The organism is Marmoricola sp. URHB0036, assembly GCF_000426045.1.
Classification (GTDB): domain Bacteria; phylum Actinomycetota; class Actinomycetes; order Propionibacteriales; family Nocardioidaceae; genus Marmoricola.
The window spans coordinates 36,889-53,227 of the sequence record NZ_AUEP01000006.1 but is presented as its reverse complement, the minus strand read 5'-3'; the positions used below and the strand labels follow the sequence as shown (position 1 = coordinate 53,227).

18 protein-coding genes are annotated in these 16,339 nt (G+C 70.9%); 7 read left to right on the top strand and 11 right to left on the bottom strand.

Features of this window, described 5'->3' with window-relative positions:
* Nucleotide 1: 1 nt before the first annotated feature.
* A complete protein-coding gene (locus H976_RS0107135; protein ID WP_027860979.1) occupies nt 2-631 on the top strand; it encodes an FMN-binding negative transcriptional regulator in 630 nt (209 codons plus the stop codon).
* Nucleotides 632-640: 9 nt separating this feature from the next.
* Here H976_RS0107135 and H976_RS0107130 read toward each other — a convergent pair whose 3' ends face one another.
* Nucleotides 641-1,117, bottom strand: coding sequence for a cupin domain-containing protein (locus H976_RS0107130; protein ID WP_027860978.1), 477 nt, complete (start codon nt 1,115-1,117; stop codon nt 641-643).
* 66 nt (nt 1,118-1,183) lie between these two features.
* Here H976_RS0107130 and H976_RS0107125 point away from each other — a divergent pair, with 66 nt between their 5' ends.
* The 4 genes from H976_RS0107125 to H976_RS25035 are packed head-to-tail and all read left to right on the top strand — an operon-like array spanning nt 1,184 to nt 5,493.
* The gene (locus H976_RS0107125) at nt 1,184-1,792 is read left to right on the top strand and encodes a TetR/AcrR family transcriptional regulator (protein ID WP_036225290.1); all 609 of its coding nucleotides are present in this window, start codon (nt 1,184-1,186) and stop codon (nt 1,790-1,792) included.
* 13 nt (nt 1,793-1,805) lie between these two features.
* Nucleotides 1,806-3,698 (top strand): chorismate-binding protein, encoded by a 1,893-nt coding sequence (locus H976_RS0107120; RefSeq protein WP_027860976.1) that lies wholly within the window; start codon nt 1,806-1,808, stop codon nt 3,696-3,698.
* Nucleotides 3,695-4,255 carry an aminodeoxychorismate/anthranilate synthase component II gene (locus H976_RS0107115; RefSeq protein ID WP_027860975.1) on the top strand — a complete coding sequence of 187 codons (561 nt, stop codon included), beginning with the start codon at nt 3,695-3,697 and terminating at the stop codon, nt 4,253-4,255. Before H976_RS0107120 ends, H976_RS0107115 begins: the two co-directional genes overlap by 4 nt.
* A complete protein-coding gene (locus H976_RS25035) occupies nt 4,252-5,493 on the top strand; it encodes an anthranilate synthase component I family protein (RefSeq protein WP_051276385.1) in 1,242 nt (413 codons plus the stop codon). The genes H976_RS0107115 and H976_RS25035 overlap by 4 nt, the downstream gene beginning before the upstream one ends.
* A gap of 18 nt (nt 5,494-5,511) precedes the next feature.
* On the opposite strand, the gene H976_RS0107105 is transcribed toward H976_RS25035, so the two are convergent.
* The 10 genes from H976_RS0107105 to H976_RS0107060 all read right to left on the bottom strand — a co-directional run bounded on the left by H976_RS0107105 (nt 5,512) and on the right by H976_RS0107060 (nt 14,231).
* Complete coding sequence (locus tag H976_RS0107105; protein ID WP_027860974.1) at nt 5,512-6,135, bottom strand: hypothetical protein; 624 nt, start codon at nt 6,133-6,135, stop codon at nt 5,512-5,514.
* Between the two features lie 184 nt (nt 6,136-6,319).
* Nucleotides 6,320-7,735, bottom strand: a complete 1,416-nt coding sequence (locus H976_RS25030; RefSeq protein ID WP_081682732.1) for a S1C family serine protease — start codon at nt 7,733-7,735, stop codon at nt 6,320-6,322.
* Nucleotides 7,736-7,780: 45 nt separating this feature from the next.
* The gene (locus H976_RS25025; protein ID WP_231388819.1) at nt 7,781-9,139 is read right to left on the bottom strand and encodes a cell wall metabolism sensor histidine kinase WalK; all 1,359 of its coding nucleotides are present in this window, start codon (nt 9,137-9,139) and stop codon (nt 7,781-7,783) included.
* A gap of 35 nt (nt 9,140-9,174) precedes the next feature.
* A complete protein-coding gene (locus tag H976_RS0107090) occupies nt 9,175-9,885 on the bottom strand; it encodes a response regulator transcription factor (protein WP_027860973.1) in 711 nt (236 codons plus the stop codon).
* A gap of 50 nt (nt 9,886-9,935) precedes the next feature.
* Nucleotides 9,936-10,790 carry a fructosamine kinase family protein gene (locus tag H976_RS0107085; RefSeq protein ID WP_027860972.1) on the bottom strand — a complete coding sequence of 285 codons (855 nt, stop codon included), beginning with the start codon at nt 10,788-10,790 and terminating at the stop codon, nt 9,936-9,938.
* Between the two features lie 181 nt (nt 10,791-10,971).
* Nucleotides 10,972-11,544 (bottom strand): TIGR03086 family metal-binding protein, encoded by a 573-nt coding sequence (locus tag H976_RS0107080; protein ID WP_027860971.1) that lies wholly within the window; start codon nt 11,542-11,544, stop codon nt 10,972-10,974.
* A gap of 3 nt (nt 11,545-11,547) precedes the next feature.
* Nucleotides 11,548-12,564, bottom strand: coding sequence for a sigma-70 family RNA polymerase sigma factor (locus tag H976_RS0107075; protein ID WP_027860970.1), 1,017 nt, complete (start codon nt 12,562-12,564; stop codon nt 11,548-11,550).
* Nucleotides 12,565-12,633: 69 nt separating this feature from the next.
* Nucleotides 12,634-13,149, bottom strand: a complete 516-nt coding sequence (locus tag H976_RS0107070) for a low molecular weight protein-tyrosine-phosphatase (RefSeq protein ID WP_036225179.1) — start codon at nt 13,147-13,149, stop codon at nt 12,634-12,636.
* Nucleotides 13,146-13,526, bottom strand: coding sequence for a phage holin family protein (locus tag H976_RS0107065; protein ID WP_027860968.1), 381 nt, complete (start codon nt 13,524-13,526; stop codon nt 13,146-13,148). The genes H976_RS0107070 and H976_RS0107065 overlap by 4 nt, the downstream gene beginning before the upstream one ends.
* A 24-nt stretch (nt 13,527-13,550) precedes the next feature.
* Nucleotides 13,551-14,231 carry a GntR family transcriptional regulator gene (locus H976_RS0107060; RefSeq protein ID WP_027860967.1) on the bottom strand — a complete coding sequence of 227 codons (681 nt, stop codon included), beginning with the start codon at nt 14,229-14,231 and terminating at the stop codon, nt 13,551-13,553.
* Nucleotides 14,232-14,342: 111 nt separating this feature from the next.
* Here H976_RS0107060 and H976_RS0107055 point away from each other — a divergent pair, with 111 nt between their 5' ends.
* On the top strand, nt 14,343-15,230 hold the full coding sequence (locus H976_RS0107055) for a dimethylarginine dimethylaminohydrolase family protein (RefSeq protein WP_027860966.1): 888 nt from the start codon (nt 14,343-14,345) through the stop codon (nt 15,228-15,230).
* 16 nt (nt 15,231-15,246) lie between these two features.
* Nucleotides 15,247-16,326, top strand: a complete 1,080-nt coding sequence (gene hisC, locus H976_RS0107050) for a histidinol-phosphate transaminase (protein ID WP_027860965.1) — start codon at nt 15,247-15,249, stop codon at nt 16,324-16,326.
* The last annotated feature ends 13 nt before the right edge of the window (nt 16,327-16,339 follow it).

The window sequence follows — 16,339 nt, the reverse complement described above, 5'->3', positions numbered from 1 at the left end:
CGTGCTGATCCATCCCTGGGACGAGGCGACCCGCGAGGAGTGGCAGGGGGTGCTCGCTCGAGCGGACTTCGGCCAGCTCATCACCGCGGGCCACGTCGACGGGTACCCGGTCGTCGTACCCACCCACTTCCTGTACGACGGCGACTCCACCGTCCTCCTCCACCTGGCGCGACCAAACCCGGTCTGGAAGGCCCTCGCCGCCGACGAACACGTCGTGCTCGCCCTCACCGGTGACTACGCCTACGTCGAGGCGGCCTGGAACGCCACCCCCGACACCGACCCCGACCGCGGCGTGCCCACGTCGTACTACACCGCCGTGCAGCTGCTCTGCCGGGCCGAAGTCGTCGACGACCCCGACGAGAAGGCCGCGATCCTCGCCGAGCAGCTCACCCACTTCGAGCCGCCCGACTCCACCCGTGCCACCCCCAGCGCGGATGACGAGAGCGACCGCCGCCAGCTCCCCGGCATCCGCGGCCTGCGCCTGCACGTCGAGGGTGTCCGCGCCAAGATGAAGTACGGCGGCAACAAGCCCCCCGAGCACCGACTCGAGATCGCCGACCACCTGACCGAACGCAACGGCCCCATGGACGCCGCCGCCCGGGACCACCTGCTTCGTCGGTTGGAGGAGTAGCGCGATCGATCAGAACGGCGGCGGACCGACGATCGTCATGGTCCCCGTCGCGGCGGCAGCCTGTCGGATCCTGTCGAAGTCGACGGGCAGGGCCGGCTCCCCGGTCACCACCGGTTCGCTCGCGGTCCGGTAGAAGGACTCGCCGCCACCAGGTGTGTGCAGGCACAGCATTCGCGCGCCGTGGTCCTGCGCCATGAACGCGTGCGGCACGCCGCGCGGGACCACGGCGACCCCGCCAGTGCGGACCTGGTGCTCGACCCCGTCGACGTGCAGCAGCATCGAGCCTGCCAGCAGGTAGAAGGTCTCGTCGGCATCGGGATGGGCGTGCAGCGGGGTGCGCTTCCCCGGATCGACGGTGTCCTCGAAGAGCAGGAACCCGTCGCCGACCTCGTGCTCGCGGACCAGCCAGCTGTGCAGGCCGCCCCCGTAGAACCAGCGCTTCTCGGCATCCTCGGCATTGCGGACGAGGCAGGTGCTCGTGGTCATGGGAGTTCCTTCCCGACCGTTCGTGGGACTCAAGTCCCATGACGAAACTAGGGTACCGTGAAGGCGATGTCAACGGCGTACGAGGAGACCGGGCGTTCCCGGCAGAAGCAACGCACCCGCGCCGCACTGGTGGCAGCCGCGCGACAGCTCGTGGCCGAGGGCGGGAGGCCCCCCACCGTCGCCGAGGCCGCCGAGGCAGCGGCCGTCTCGCGCACCACGGCCTATCGCTACTTCCCGACCCAGCACGCGCTCCTCGTCGCAGCCCATCCCGAGATCGAGACGACCTCGATGCTGCCGGCGGAGGTGGGCAGCGATCCCGAGACCCGGATCGAGGCGGCTGTCCGCAGCTTCATGGCCATGGTGGTCGACACCGAAGAGCAGCAGCGCACGATGCTCCGTCTCTCCCTCCAGCGCGACGCGGCGTCGCGCGAGCTGCCGCTGCGGCAGGGACGCGCCATCGGCTGGTTCACCGAGGCTCTCGATCCGTTGGCCGACCGGCTCGGCGCGGACGGGGTGCGTCGTCTCGCCGTCGCGATCCGCGCCGTCTGCGGGGTGGAAGCGCTGGTGTGGCTGACCGACATCGCCGGCCTGAGCCGGGAGCAGGCCGTCGAGCAGATGGCGTGGTCGGCGGTCGCGCTCGTACGACGGGCGAACGACCAACCCCACGCGCTCTAGTAGCGTTCCCGACATGCCTGAGACCCCCTCCGCCACCGCAGCCCTCGAGGAGCTGATGGGGCACGAGGCGTGGGCGGTGATCCGGCTGCGGGACAGCCCGACCGTCACGCTGGTGGGTGGGGCGTTGAGCCGGCTCGACCGGCTCGCGGACATCCCGCTGGAGGAGGGGGTGCCGGAGAACGGGCGGAGGTTCGACCGGCTGGTCGCCGTACCTTTCCGGCAGGTCACCGAGCGCGGGTTCCTGGCCCACGACGACGGCACTCCGCTGGCCGTGGTCGACATCGCCACGGAGAGGGAAGTCCCCCTCGAGGAGCTCGTGGAGGCGCTGCCCGACGAGCCGGTGAACTTCGCGGACGAGGGCGGGTTCGAGACCAGCGACGAGGACTACGCCGCCGTCGTCGAGCGGATCATCCGGGACGAGATCGGCAACGGCGAGGGCGCCAACCTGGTCGTCGGTCGTCACTACCGGGCCCAGCTCAACGACTGGAACGCGGCCAAGGCACTGACCGTGCTGAGGCGGCTGCTGACCGCCGAGCGCGGTGCCTACTGGACCTACTGCTTCTGGACCGGCGACCGCTTCCTGATCGGCGCGAGCCCCGAGCGGCACGTCAGCGTGCACGGCGGTGACGTGCGGATGAACCCGATCTCCGGGACCTTCCGCCTGCGCGGACTCGACCCGGCCGAGCGCAAGGAGCGGCTGCTGGAGTTCCTCGCCGACGAGAAGGAGATCTTCGAGCTCTTCATGGTGGTCGACGAGGAGCTGAAGATGATGTGCGACATCTGCCACGAGGGTGGCCAGGTGCTCGGACCGTTCCTCAAGCCGATGACCCACCTGGTGCACACCGAGTACCTCCTGGCCGGCCGCACCCGCTCCGACGTCCGCGACGTGCTGCGCGACACGATGTTTGCCGCGACGGTCACCGGCGCGCCGGTGGAGAACGCCTGCCGCCTGATCCACGAGTACGAGTCCGAGGGTCGCGGCTACTACGCCGGCGCCCTCGCCCTCATCGGGCGCGACGAGCAAGGCGCTCCGACCGCCGACTCGCCCATCGTCATCCGCACCGCCGACGTCAGCCCCGAGGGTGCGATGAAGGTGACCGCGGGGGCGACGCTGGTGCGCGACTCGAACCCGGAGTACGAGGTGGCCGAGACGCTGGCCAAGGCCGGCGGCATCCTCTCGGCCTTCGGGCTGACCGCCGGAGCCTCGGGTACGCCGACCCCGATCGCCGACCTCACCTCCGACGAGGACGTGCTGATCGCGCTGAACTCGCGCAACCAGCGGCTCGCCAAGTTCTGGCTGACCGACCAGGCCGGTGCACCGCCGGCACCCACGCTGGCCGGTCGCACGATCGGGATCCTGCACGGCGAGGACGACTTCGTGAACATGCTGGCCCACGTGTTCTCCGTGCTCGGCATGGGCTCACGCGTCGTACGCCACGAGGACTACGAGGAGGGGGTCTTCGACGACGTCGACCTCGTGGTCGTCGGTCCCGGGCCCGGTGACCCGCGCGAGCACGACCACCCGAAGATCGCTGCCTACCGCCGGGTGATCGATGCGCTGCTCGAGTCGGGCAAGCCCTTCCTCGCGGTGTGCCTCGGCCACCAGGTACTGTGCGACCGGCTCGGGATTCCCCTTGCCTACAAGGACATCGTCTTCCAGGGCACCCAGTCCTCCGTCGAGATCGACGGGCGTCAGGAACGGGTGGGCTTCTACAACACCTTCGTCGGTCGCGCCGGTGAGGGCGACGTCCCGGCCGGGGTGAAGGTCGACGCCGACACGGCCACCGGCGACATCCACGTGGTGGCGGGCCCGCACTACCGCGGGGTGCAGTTCCACGCCGAGTCGATCCTCACCGAGAACGGGTTCGCACTGCTCCGGGGCTTGTTGCTGGAGCTCGTCGGGTGAGTTTCCTTCGGGTGCTGGTGGTCGACCACTACGACTCCTACACCTGGAACCTCGTGCACCTCGTCGCCTCCGTCACCGGCGAGCTGCCCGACGTGGTCGAGCACGACGCTGCCGGCGTCCTCGACCGGGCGGCCGCTGCCACCCACGTCGTGCTGTCGCCCGGTCCCGGGCACCCGTCGGACCCGGACGACTTCGCCCTCGGCAGCGAGGTGTTCGAGCTCGACGTACCCGTCCTCGGCGTGTGTCTCGGCATGCAGGCGCTCGTGACGTCGTACGGCGGGACGGTGGAGCGGATCGAACCGGCCCACGGCGAGGTGGCGAGCGTGACCCACGAGTCGGTCGGCGTCCTGCGGGGCATCCCGTCGCCCTTCGACGCCGTGCGCTACCACTCGCTGGCCGCCACCGAGGTGCCCGACGGGCTCGAGGTCACGGCCACGTCCGACGGCGTGGTGATGGCGGTGCGCCACAAGGACCTCCCGCACCAGGGCGTGCAGTTCCACCCCGAGTCGATCCTGTCGCGCCACGGCGCCGAGCTGATCGACAACTTCCTCAGATGAACGACCCCGCCCTCGACGCCGTGCGGGAGGGTTTCGCCCGCAGCGACAGGGTGTTCTGGCTCGACGGGGGCGGCTCGCGCGAGTGGTCGGGACGCCGCTCGCTGGTCGGCGTACTCGATGACGACGACGTCTCGCTCAGCTTCGACGCTGCCCGGCGCGAGGTGACCCGCCACCAGGGCGACCGTGACGAGGTCGTGGGGAACGACATCTTCGCCGTCCTCGAGAGCGAGATCGCCGTCGACGCCGGCGACACCGACGTGCACTGGGTCGGCTGCTTCGGCTACGCCTCCCGGCCCGATCTCGGTGCCACACCGTGGGGGATCGGTCCCGACGCGATCTGGATGCGCTCGCGCGACGTGCGGTTCTTCACCCACGACCCGCCGCCGCCTCCCGAACCGGTCGAGGTGAGCGGCTCGGACGGGCCGGCTCCGAGCTGGTACCGCACTGCCTTCGCCGAGGTGCAGGAGCAGCTGCACGCCGGCAACTCCTACGAGGTGAACCTGACCTACCGCGAGCGGGCGGGCACGGTCGACCCGCTGACGGCGTACCTCCGGCTCCGCGCCACCAACCCGGCGCCGTACGCCGGACTGCTGAGCCACCGCGGCACGCACCTCCTGAGCAGCTCACCCGAGCGCTACGCCACCATCGACCGCGACGGCTGGATCGAGACCAAGCCCATCAAGGGCACCACTCCCCGTGGCGAGACCGAGGTCGAGGACGACCAGCGGGCCCACGAGCTGGCCACCGACCCGAAGTACCGCGCCGAGAACCTGATGATCGTGGACCTGCTGCGCAACGACCTCTCCATGGTCTGCGAGGTCGGCTCGGTGACCGTGCCCAGCCTGATGGCGGTGGAGTCCTACCCGAGCGTGCACCAGCTCGTGTCGACGGTGCGGGGACGGCTGCGCGGGGACGTCAGCACGCTCGGCGCCTTGTGGGCGCTGTTCCCGGCGGGATCGATGACCGGCGCGCCCAAGCTGCGCACCATGCAGGTCATCGACGACGTGGAGGCGACACCGCGAGGGCTGTACGCCGGCGCGTTCGGCTGGGTCTGCGCCGACGGACGGGCCGACCTCGGTGTGGTGATCCGCTCGCTGTACGGCGCCCCCGACCGCAGCTGGTGGCTCGGCACCGGTGGGGGGATAACGGTGCGCTCGGACGTGGACGAGGAATGGGCGGAGACCCTGCTGAAGGCGCTCCGGCTGCGAGCAGCCGCCCCCGTGGAACGCCCTCGGTAAGAGTCTCCGCCCTGGTCCTCAGGCCCTCCCGGCCCCGGCCGCCCGCGAGGAGAACCACGGGTGACGCAGGTCGAGGTAGGTGACGTCCTGCATCACCGAGAACTCCTCCTCGACCTGGGCGCGCATGTCCTCGGGCATGGCAGTCGACTCGCCCTTGCGGGCGGCCTCCTCGCTCGTGAACGCGATGGTCTCGGTGAAGGTGCCGTCGGGCTCGATGGCGATGGTGCCGCCGAGGATCTCAGGGCGGGCCTCGTGGAGCGCGTCCATCGGCTGTGACATGAACCGCCGGAAGCGGTCGGCATCGCTGAGCCTGCCCTGGATCACCTGCACGAAGCCGGCGTCGTCCGAACCGCCGCCGAGGAACAGCATCGCGTCGTCGCAGTCGTGGAAGGTGACCTCACCCTCGAAGCACTCCTGCATCTTGCTCCACCACGCGCCCTGCTCGGGTCGCGTGGAGTTCTGCATCGCGGCCTCCCGCGACTCGAACCGTACGACGGCCACGAACTGTCCGTCGTCGGTCACGCCGTAGGTACCGCCCAGCCAGCCTGCTGCGGAGGAGCCGAGGGTGTCGCGCCATTCATCACTGAGCTGGTGGAGCCGGTCCGCGTCGCGGCACCGACCCTGGATGACCTGGATGAACATGGCGAAACCCTCTCTCCCCCGAGAGGCCGCCCCCTGCTGGGCGGTGCGGGAGTGACGTTACGCCGAGACCGCGGATCCGGCACGGGCTGGTGCAGACCGGTCCGGTATGGGGGGAACGAGGACGGGCCGGCCCGCTCATTCGCCCCAGCGGACCGGCCCGATTCCCCTCCCGGTCCCAGGCCGGTCAGGAGTCCTTGGTGGTGGCGTCGGACCCGAGGTCGGTGCTGACGGTGTGGCTCTTGCCGTCGCGCAGGTAGGTGACCTGGACGCTGTCACCGGGCCGGTGGCCGCGGATGGTGGCGACCAGCGACTCCGAGCCGTCGATGACCTGGTCGTCGACCTTGGTGATCACGTCGCCGACCTTGAGCCCGGCCTTGGCCGCCGCACCGCTGTTCTCGATCGAGCGCAGCTGGGCTCCCTGGGTGAGGGTGTTGCCGCTGACGTCGCTCACCGAGACTCCGAGGCGGGCGTGCGTGGGGTCCTGGTGGTCGGTGATCTGGTTGACGATCGGCAGCACCTCGTCGATCGGGATCGAGAAGCCCAGGCCGATGGATCCGCCCTGGGCGGTGCTGTTGTCGCTCGCCGTACGGATGGAGGAGTTGATGCCCACCACCCGCCCGGACATGTCGACGAGCGGGCCGCCGGAGTTGCCGGGGTTGATCGCAGCGTCGGTCTGGATGGCGGGGTACGTCGTGCTCAGGTCCTGCTGGCCCTGCTGTTGCTGCTGCTCGGGGGCACCGAAGGGCAGCTGCTGCGGGGTCTCCTCCGACTGGGAGACCGAGACCGGACGGTTCAGCGCGCTGACGATGCCGGTGGTCACGGTCGCGTTCAGGCCGTACGGCGACCCGACGGCCACCACGGTCTGACCCACCTTGAGGCCGCCGGAGTTGCCGAGAGCAGCGGGGGTGAGGCCGGAGGCGCCCTCGGCCTGGATCACGGCGACGTCGGTGACCGGGTCGGTGCCGATGACCTTGGCCTTCTTCGTGGTGCCGTCGTTGAAGTTGACGGTGATCGTGCCGTTGTCGCCGGCACCCGTGACCACGTGGTTGTTGGTCAGGATCTTGCCGTCCTTGCTCAGGATGATCCCCGAGCCGGAGCCGGCACCCGAGCTGCTGGTCACGTTGACCTTGACGACCGAGGGCAGCACCGACTGGGCGACCTTCTCCACCGTGCCGTCCTGCACGACGGTGGTCTTGGTGGCCTGGAACGGGCTGGAGGAGTTGCTCGGCGTACCGGTGGTGCCGTCGTCGTTGAAGGCGTGGAAGATGGCCGACCCGCCGACTCCCGCGGCACCGCCGAGGACGAGCGCACCCGCGAGCACTGCGGCGGTCAGGCCGCGGCCGCGCGAGGTCTTCGACGGCGCCGGGGTGGGGGCGTAGCCGGGGGCCCACGGTGCCGGCGGCTGCTGGTAGGAGGGGATGGGGCGGGTCGGCTCGGGGCTCCGCTGGCCGTAGTCGCCGAACCAGCTCTGCGAGGTGTCAGCGGAGCTCGAGTCGGGTGCCGAGTCGGGCGCCGGGCCCGAGCCGACGGGCGTCTGGGGCTGCGTGTTGTCGTCGCGGTCGCCCTGGGAGTCGTGTGGGTACTGGTTCTGCTCGTCCATGACTCCGATTCTGGGGAATCATCCTGAGAGCGACCTTTGAACCCGCTACGACCGTGCCAAGACCTCGGGAGGAGCCATCGTGCCGGGCACGTGGAACCAGAAGGCGGCCCCGCCCTCGGGACCGGTGCCGGCCCGCACGTTGCCGCCGTGGCGGTCGGCGACGGCCTTGACGATGGAGAGTCCGAGCCCCGAACCGGGCATGCCGCGCGACTCCGCGGACCGGTAGAAACGGTCGAAGACACGGGGCAGGTCGGCATCGGAGATGCCCCGGCCCTGGTCGGAGACCATCACGGTGCCCTGCTTCAGCTCCACGGTGACGCAGCCACCCTGCGGGCTCCACTTGGCGGCGTTGTCGAGCAGGTTGGTGATCGCCCGCTCCAGGGCGGCCGAGTCGCCGGTGACCCACCACGGCTCGGTGTGTACGACGAACTCGACGGTGGTCGTCCGTCGCCGGACGCGGGTGACGGCCTGGGACACGACGGCGGCCAGCTCGACGGGCTCGACCGAGGGCGTCGCCGGGTCCTCGCGGGCCAGCTCGACCAGGTCGCCGATCAGCGTGGTCATCTCGGTGATCTGGGCGCGCACGTCGTCGAGCAGCTCCTTGCGCGACGCCTCGGAGAGCTGCGCCGAGGCATCGGCCTGGGCGAGCAGGTCGAGGTTGGTGCGCAGCGAGGTGAGTGGCGTGCGCAGCTCGTGACCGGCATCCGCGACCAGCTGGCGCTGTCGCGCCTGCGACGCGGAGAGCGCGGTCAGCATGGCGTTGAACGCCTGGGCCAGCCGGGCCACCTCGTCGTTGCCCTCGACGGGGATCGGGTCGAGGCGCTCGGTGCGGGCGATGTCCTCGACGGCAGTCGTGAGGCGGCGTACGGGACGCAGTCCGTTGCGCGCCACTGCCCAGCCCGCCAGGCCGGCGCTGATCATGCCGGCCAGGCCGAAGAGCAGCATCACCAGGCCGAGACGGTCGAGCATCTGGTCGGTCGGCTTGAGGGACTGGGAGAGGATCAGTGCCTGGTCGTCGCCGACCGGCACCGCCACTGCGCGGTAGCGCACCCCCCTGATGATCACGCTGTGCGCGGACCAGGACCGCGCGCCCGTGGCCACGAGGAAGTCCGTGCCACCGACCACCCCCGCTGCGGCTCCGTCGGTCCAGCCGACGGCCTGGCGGGCGCTGGCGTCGATCAGCACCAGCTTGACGTCGCCCGCGCCGAGGGCCCAGGCGGGCAGCTGCTGGCTCTGCAGGGCGGCCAGGGTATCGGGGTTGGCGGCCGCCAGCGCCCGGGTGTGCAGCGAACGGTCGATGCTCTCCATGCTCTGCATCCGCACCGTCGCGTACGCCGCGAACGCGACCGCCGTGACGGCGATGCCCACCGCCATCGTGGTGAGCAAGGTGACGCGACTGGCCAACGACCGCCGGTAGTGCGGAGGCGCCCAGCGACCCACTACGCCGGCGTCTCTCGCAGCACGTAGCCGACGCCGCGCACGGTGTGGATCAGTCGCGGCTCGCCCTCGGCCTCGGTCTTGCGGCGCAGGTAGCCGACGTACACCTCGAGGCTGTTGGCCGTCGTGGGGAAGTCGAAGCCCCAGACCTCCTCCAGGATGAACGAGCGCTCGAGCACACGGCGCGGTCGACGGAGGAAGAGCTCGAGCAGGGTGAACTCGGTGCGGGTCAGCTCCATCAGCCGGTCGCCGCGGCGCACCTCCCGGGAGGCGAGGTCCATGCTCAGGTCGGAGAACGCCAGATGCTCGTCGGGGTCACCGGCCTCGGGGGAGACCCGACGCAGCAGCGCCCGGAGGCGCGCGAGGAGCTCCTCGAGGGCGAACGGCTTGGTCAGGTAGTCGTCGGCGCCGGCATCGAGACCCTCGACCCGGTCGCCGACGGCGTCACGCGCGGTGAGCACCAGGATCGGGACGCTGTTGCCGACCTTGCGCAGGGCGCGGGTGGTCTCGAGGCCGTCGAGCCGCGGCATCATCACGTCCATCACCACGGCGTCGGGGTTGATGCCGCTGATGCCGGCGAGGGCCTCGGCCCCGTCGGAGGCCGTCGAGACGTGGTAGCCGTTGAACTCCAGGGACCGCCGCAGGGACTCGCGGACAGCACGGTCGTCCTCGACGACGAGGACGTGCTGGCGCTGGGCTGCTTCGGGGTTCACGGGACAAGGGTGCCACCGACGGCTGAGCAATGGCTGAGACGTGGCGCCTCTCAGAGCCGCGCGGCGGCCTCGGCGGCGCGGTGGCCGTAGTGGCCGCCGAAGAGAGCGGCGTGCACGAGCAGGGGGAACAGCTGGTGCAGCGGTTGCCGCTCCTCCCACCCGTCGGCGAGCGGCTGCTCGTCGCGGTAGGCGTCGACGAGCCGTTGCAGGTGCGGTAGCCCGAACAGCGCGAGCATGGCCAGGTCGGTCTCCCGGTGGCCGCCGTGCGCGGCCGGGTCGATCAACGTGCCGTGCTCGCTGGACCAGACGACGTTGCCCGACCACAGGTCGCCGTGCAGCCGGGCCGGCGGCTCGTCCGGGCCGGCGAGGTCCACGATCTTCCCGACCACGCCCTCGACGGCCTCGACCTCGGCGGGCTCGACGTGTCCGCGGTCGGCGGCCAGCTTGAGGTACGGCAGCACTCGACGGGTCGCGTAGAACTCCGGCCAGGTCGGTGCGGTCTTGTTCGGCAGGGGAAGCGAGGCGATGAACCCGTCCTCCTCGGCGCCGAATTGGTCGGCCCCGCTGGCGTGCAGCCGCGCCAGCGACCGGCCCAGCGCGGCGGCGGTCTCCGCCGTCGGTCGCGCCGGCTCGATCCACCGCAGCACCAGGCAGTCGTGCTCGACGGCGAGTACCTCGGCGACGTCGACGGCACCCGGCTCGGCCAGCCAGCGGAGTCCGCGCGCCTCGGCCTCGAAGAACCCCTCCGGCGCGCCCGCGCGGGTCTTCACGAGTGCGGAGGTCCCGTCACTGAGCCGGACCCGGGTGGAGGTGCAGATGTCCCCGCCGGCGACGGGAGTGGTGGCGACGACCGCCTGGCCGAGAAGGTGCTCGACCCGCTCGGCGATCCCACGCATCCGCGCCATCGCCCCAGACTGCCGTGCTCTGGGGTGCCGGTCCAGAGTGGTCTCGATTCGGCTGGCAGGCCGACCGGGTCGGCGTACGGAACGAAACGGGCGGGGCTGGCGGGTGATTCTGGAGGCGGGGGGCCGAAGTATCGCCCGACCGCCTCCAGTTTCCCCGGGCGCCCGGGGAAACCGCCGGCCCCTACCCAGCCCGCCCCAGGTGCCCCAGCAACCGGGTGCTGGCCGAGGCGTTCCCGGGCACGGGGACGGGTGGTCCGAAGCGGGTGCCGCGCTCGTCGGGGGTGACCACGACCGTCGCGACGGGATACAACCGGGCGGCCAGGTCCTCGGGAATCGGCCGGTCGACGCCGACCGTCTGGGCGACGTCCCAGCCGTGCACCGCGATCTCCAGGGCTCCCACCATCGCGAGGGTGTCGCGACCGAGGGTCAGGTCACCGACGGTGATGGGCGCCGAGGTGAGCCGGTGCAGCCAGGCGGCCCGCATCGTGCAGGCGCGCTGCACCAGACGGTTGATCGTGCGACCCGGATCCTGCACCCCGGCCAGATCCGTGACGCGGATCCGACCCACCTCGGCCGCTTCGCCGAGTGCCTCGAGTGAGTCCTCCATGTGGGCGAGGAGGTCGCCGAGGTTCCAGCCCGAGCACGGCGTGGGCAGCGTCAGGTCGCTGGTGCGGGCGAGCTGCAGGCAGCTGTGCGTCCAGGTGACGGCACTGTCGAGCACCGCCACCGACGCCGGCGGCGAGGTCGTGGACATGTCTCAGGCCGGCGCGAGTGCGTACGACGCGGGCAGCGAGGCCGGCAGTCCGAAGGTCTCGAACAGCTCGGTCTCGAAGAACGCGATCACGTGCTGCACGCGCCCGTCGACGACCTGCAGCACCTGCAGCTGGAACGGCTCGAAGTGACCGTCGGACTGCCGCATGTAGAGGCCGTACGCCGGCTGCCCGTTGGCCGAGGTCCGGATCATCGGCATGTCGTGGGCACCGCCCGGGCACTGGTGGTCGATCAGCGCGACGATGTTCTCCGCGCCGGCGTACCACCCGGTGAACGGCGGCATCTCCCAGATCGCGTCGTGCGCCAGCATCGTCACCAGGGCGTTGACGTCCTTGTCCCAGAACGCCTGCACGTAGCGGTCGAGCATCGACTCGAGCTCAGGGGTCAGGTCGTCCTCGACGGTGCCCTGGGTGAGCTGCTTCTCGGCCAGCTGGGCGTGGGCCCGCTGGAGCGCGCTGTTCACGGCGGCGACCGTGGTGTCCAGCGCCGTGGCCGTCTCCTTGGCCGACCAGCGCAGCACGTCGCGGAGGACCAGCACCGCCCGCTGGCGGGGAGGCAGGTGCTGCAGCGCGGCGACGAACGCGAGCCGGATGGAGTCGCGGTTGCCGACCACCTGCGCCGGGTCGACGTTGGCCACGTCGACCATCACGTCGGGCACCGGCTCGAGCCACGGCACCTCGGTGGCCTCGACCAGCTCGTCGCCGGCCTGGGCTCCGGGCATGCCGAGCCCGGTCGGCAGGGGACGACGACCCTTGTTCTCCAGGTTGGTCAGGCAGACGTTGGTGGCGATCCGGTAGAGCCAGGTGCGCACCGAGGAGCGCCCCTCGAAGTCGTCGTAGGCCCGCCAGGCCCGCAGGTAGGTCTCCTGCACCATGTCCTCGGCGTCGTAGACCGAACCGGTCATCCGGTAGCAGTGCGCGGTGAGCTCGCGACGGTACTGGTCGGCCACCTGCGGGAAGTCGGCGGTGGCGGTCGCCGGGGTCTGGTTGTCGAGCGTCGTCATGGGTGCTCCTCCGGGTCCAAGGGTAGGCACAGGTAGTGACCTCGGGCGAGCACAGAACTCATCGGTGTCCTAGAGATCGAGTGCCTGGAGCCCGGTCAGGATGCGTCGAGAGGTGCGTTCGACGATGCGGATGACGTCGACGAAGCCCTCGTCGCCGCCGTAGAACGGGTCCGGCACGTCGAGGTCGGCCGGGTCCTCGGAGTCGTCGACGAGCGGGTCGAAGGAACGGAACATCCGCACCCGGTCGCTGACCCCGCGGCCCTCGGTGATGTCGGCCAGGTTCTTGGCATCCATGGCGAGCACGAGGTCCTGCTCGAGCCAGTCGGGGTCGAACTTCTTCGCCCGGTGGGCCGACGCGTCGTACCCCTCCGCCATCAGCTGTACGGCGGCCCGCGGGTCCATCGGCTCACCAAGGTGCCAGGTGCCGGTGCCGGAGCTGGACACCTCGACCTTCGAGGCCAGGCCCGCGTCGTCGACCAGCTGGGAGAGGATCACGTCGGCCATCGGCGAGCGGCAGATGTTGCCGAGGCACACGAACGCGATCCGGTACGGCGTACCCGTCGGCGCCGGCAGGTCGGTCGTCATCGGCGCGACGGGCTGGGGAAGACGGCGTTGAGCACCATCGAGGCGATCGAGATGACGATCGAGCCCCACACCGCCGTCCAGAAGCCGTCGACGTGGAAGCCGAGGTCGGTCGACTCGGCGATCTTGCTGGTGAGGAGGAGCATCAGGGCGTTCACCACGATCAGCATCAGACCGAGGGTGAGGATGATCAGCGGCAGCGACAACAGGTTCACGATCGGCCGCACGATCATGTTGATCGCCCCGAAGATCGCGCCCACGATCACCAGCTGCACGACCTTGTCGGTGTCGCTGTCACCGGTCAGGGTGATGCCGTCGAACAACCAGACGGCGACACCGAGAGCCAGTGCGTTGACCGCCAGCCAGACGATGATCCTCATGCGAGCAGGGTAGTCATCCAGTCGTCAGCGGCTGCGGCGCCCGACCTCCTCGATCATCGATTCCTCGGCCTCCGCGAGGTGCGCGGTCAGCTCCTCCGCCGCTTCGTCCAGCCGCCCGTCCTCCATCAGGTCGAGCAGGTGGCTGTGCGAGTGCACCTGCTCGGCGGCGTTGCCCCGGGCCCGGTCGACCTCCGCGAGCGCGAGCCGCACCTCGGAGTGCAGTCCTTCGACGGCGGCGACCAGACGGGCCGAGCCGGTGAGGCCGGCGAAGGCACGGTGGATCTCGAGGTGGGCAGCGGTGAACTCCGCCGTGGTGCAGTCGCTGCCGCGGAGCTCGGAGTACGCCGCCAGCGCCCGTCGTACGTCGTCCCGGGCCTGCTCGCCGGCCTCGTCCCAGCCGCGCACCCCGGCCGTCTCGATGACGGTGCGGGCGCGGCACACGTCGCGCACCTGCTCGGCGTCGAGGCGGCGTACCTGGGTGCCCTTGTTGGGGACGCGGACCGCGATGCCCTCGGCGACCAAGATCCCGAGCGCCTCGCGCACGGTCGAGCGGGAGACGCCGAGCGCCTCGGCCAGCGCCATCTCGCGCAGCGCCGTACCCGGTGCGAGCTCACCCTCGAACAGCGATCGCCGCAGCTCCTCGGCCACGCGGTCGACGGTGGAGACCGGTTCGAGGTGGAGGGCGGAGAAGGGGGTGTTCGACACAACACCAGATTGTCAGACAATTCTTTGCCTGCGGCACGGTTGATGACGCACACTGGGATTGTCCGACAATCCGACAGTTCTGTGGGAGCGGGTCAATCCGAGGAGGCGAACATGAACGACGCACTGACGTGGGGCCGTCACTACCTGATGGTCGAGCCCAACCACTTCCGGGTCGACTACGCGATCAACCCGTTCATGCACCTCGACGACCAGCCGGACCCGATCCGGGCCCGCGAGCAGTGGCTCGGGCTGGTGGCGGCGATCGAGGCCGCCGGCGGCACCGTCGAGGTCCTGCCCCAGCTGCCCGACGCCCCCGACATGGTCTACGCGATGAACCTCGGCCTCGCCCTCGAGGAGACCGATGGCCACGGCTCGCGCGTCGTGCTCTCGCACATGCGCTACCCGCAGCGCCGGATGGAGACGCCCGAGGCGGACACGTGGTTCGCCGGCCACGGCTTCGCCCGACGGGGCATCGGTCGCGACGGGGTCGGTGCCCACTTCGAGGCCGGCGACGCCTTCGCTTGGCGCGGCGAGCTGGTGGTGGGCTACGGCCCGCGCACCGAGGAGCTGGCGCTCAAGCACCTCGCCACCGACCTCGGGGTGAGCGTGCGCGGCATCCGGATCACCCACCCCGGCATGTACCACATGGACATCGGCTTCTGCCCGCTCGACGAGTCGCGCGCGATGGTCTGCCCGGCGGCGTACGACGAGGCCTCAGCTGCGGCCCTGCTCGCCCTGGTCCCCGAGCCGCTCGTCCTCACCGAGGAGGAGGGCCTGGCCTTCTGCGCCAACTCGATCGTCATCGGCCGCACCGTCCTGATGCCCGCGTGCTCCGACCGGGTCCGCGCCCAGCTGGAGGAGTGGGGCTTCGACGTCGTGGTCGTCGAGGTGGGCGAGTTCCTCAAGGGCGGTGGCGCCGTGCGCTGCATGACCAACCCGCTCGACGTACGCCTCGGCCGCGACCTCGCCCTCACCGGGAGCCGGGTCCTGCTTCCGTGAGTCCTAGGGTGGCCCGGTGAGCAGCACACCACCTCGTCCTCGCGACACCATCGCCGCCATCCCGGCCTACGTGGCGGGCAAGCCGCCGACCCCCAGGCCTGGTCAGCAGGTCTACAAGTTGTCCTCCAACGAGAACCCGCACGACCCCCTGCCCGGCGTCGTGGAGGCGGCGATGAAGGCCGTCGGGCAGATGAACCGCTATCCCGACATGGGCAACAGCGCGTTGTACGCCGCGCTGGCCGAGCGGCTCGGCGTACCCCAGGAGCGGCTGGCCGCCGGCACCGGGTCGGTGGCCGTGCTCTACCACCTGCTCCAGGCGTTCTGCGACCCCGGCGACGAGGTCGTCTACGCGTGGCGCTCCTTCGAGGCCTACCCGATCGCGGTCTCCGCGGCCGGTGCCATGTCGGTCCAGGTCCCGGTCGACGCCGACGGCCGCCACGACCTCGACGCGATGGCCGCGGCGGTGACCGACCGCACCAAGGTCGTCATCGTGTGTACGCCGAACAACCCGACCGGTCCCTCCGTAACCGACGCCGAGCTGCGCGCCTTCGTGGAGCGGGTGCCCGACCACGTGCTGGTGGTCGTCGACGAGGCCTACCGCGAGTTCGTCCGCGAGGAGGACCCGGTCGACGCGCTCGCGCTCGCGGGCGACCACGCCAACGTCACGGTGATGCGCACCTTCGCCAAGGCCTACGGGCTGGCCGGCTTCCGGGTCGGCTACGCGATCGCCCACGAGGACGTGGCCGCGGCCGTGCGTGCCTGCGCCCTGCCCTTCGGGGTCTCCAGCGTCGCCCAGGCCGCCGCCGTGGCGAGCCTCGATGCCGAGGAGGAGCTGCTGGAGCGCGTCGACGCGATCGTCGCCGAGCGTGACCGCGTCGTTGCCGGGCTGAGGGACCGCGGCTGGGTCTTCCCCGAGCCGCAGGGCAACTTCGTCTGGCTGCCGCTCGGTGAGCGGACGGAGGAGCTCGTCGCCCTGGCCGAGGAGGCCGGTATCACGGTGCGTCCGTTCGTGGGGGAGGGCGTGCGCGTGAGCATCGGCGAACCCGACGCCAACGACATCTTCCTCGCGGTCGCGGAGAGCTTCCAGCTCGGCTGACCCACGGGCCGCG

What these genes read in the sequence shown, in the direction of transcription:
- H976_RS0107085 (WP_027860972.1), bottom strand. Translation starts at nt 10,790, where the DNA reads ATGGCGCGGATGCGTGGGATCGCCGAGCGGGTCGAGCACCTTCTCGGC.
- H976_RS0107055 (WP_027860966.1), top strand. Translation starts at nt 14,343, where the DNA reads ATGAACGACGCACTGACGTGGGGCCGTCACTACCTGATGGTCGAGCCC.
- H976_RS0107065 (WP_027860968.1), bottom strand. Translation starts at nt 13,526, where the DNA reads ATGAGGATCATCGTCTGGCTGGCGGTCAACGCACTGGCTCTCGGTGTC.
- H976_RS0107105 (WP_027860974.1), bottom strand. Translation starts at nt 6,135, where the DNA reads ATGTTCATCCAGGTCATCCAGGGTCGGTGCCGCGACGCGGACCGGCTC.
- H976_RS0107075 (WP_027860970.1), bottom strand. Translation starts at nt 12,564, where the DNA reads ATGACGACGCTCGACAACCAGACCCCGGCGACCGCCACCGCCGACTTC.
- H976_RS0107070 (WP_036225179.1), bottom strand. Translation starts at nt 13,149, where the DNA reads ATGACGACCGACCTGCCGGCGCCGACGGGTACGCCGTACCGGATCGCG.
- H976_RS0107080 (WP_027860971.1), bottom strand. Translation starts at nt 11,544, where the DNA reads ATGTCCACGACCTCGCCGCCGGCGTCGGTGGCGGTGCTCGACAGTGCC.
- H976_RS25030 (WP_081682732.1), bottom strand. Translation starts at nt 7,735, where the DNA reads ATGGACGAGCAGAACCAGTACCCACACGACTCCCAGGGCGACCGCGAC.
- H976_RS0107120 (WP_027860976.1), top strand. Translation starts at nt 1,806, where the DNA reads ATGCCTGAGACCCCCTCCGCCACCGCAGCCCTCGAGGAGCTGATGGGG.
- H976_RS0107130 (WP_027860978.1), bottom strand. Translation starts at nt 1,117, where the DNA reads ATGACCACGAGCACCTGCCTCGTCCGCAATGCCGAGGATGCCGAGAAG.
- H976_RS25035 (WP_051276385.1), top strand. Translation starts at nt 4,252, where the DNA reads ATGAACGACCCCGCCCTCGACGCCGTGCGGGAGGGTTTCGCCCGCAGC.
- H976_RS0107125 (WP_036225290.1), top strand. Translation starts at nt 1,184, where the DNA reads ATGTCAACGGCGTACGAGGAGACCGGGCGTTCCCGGCAGAAGCAACGC.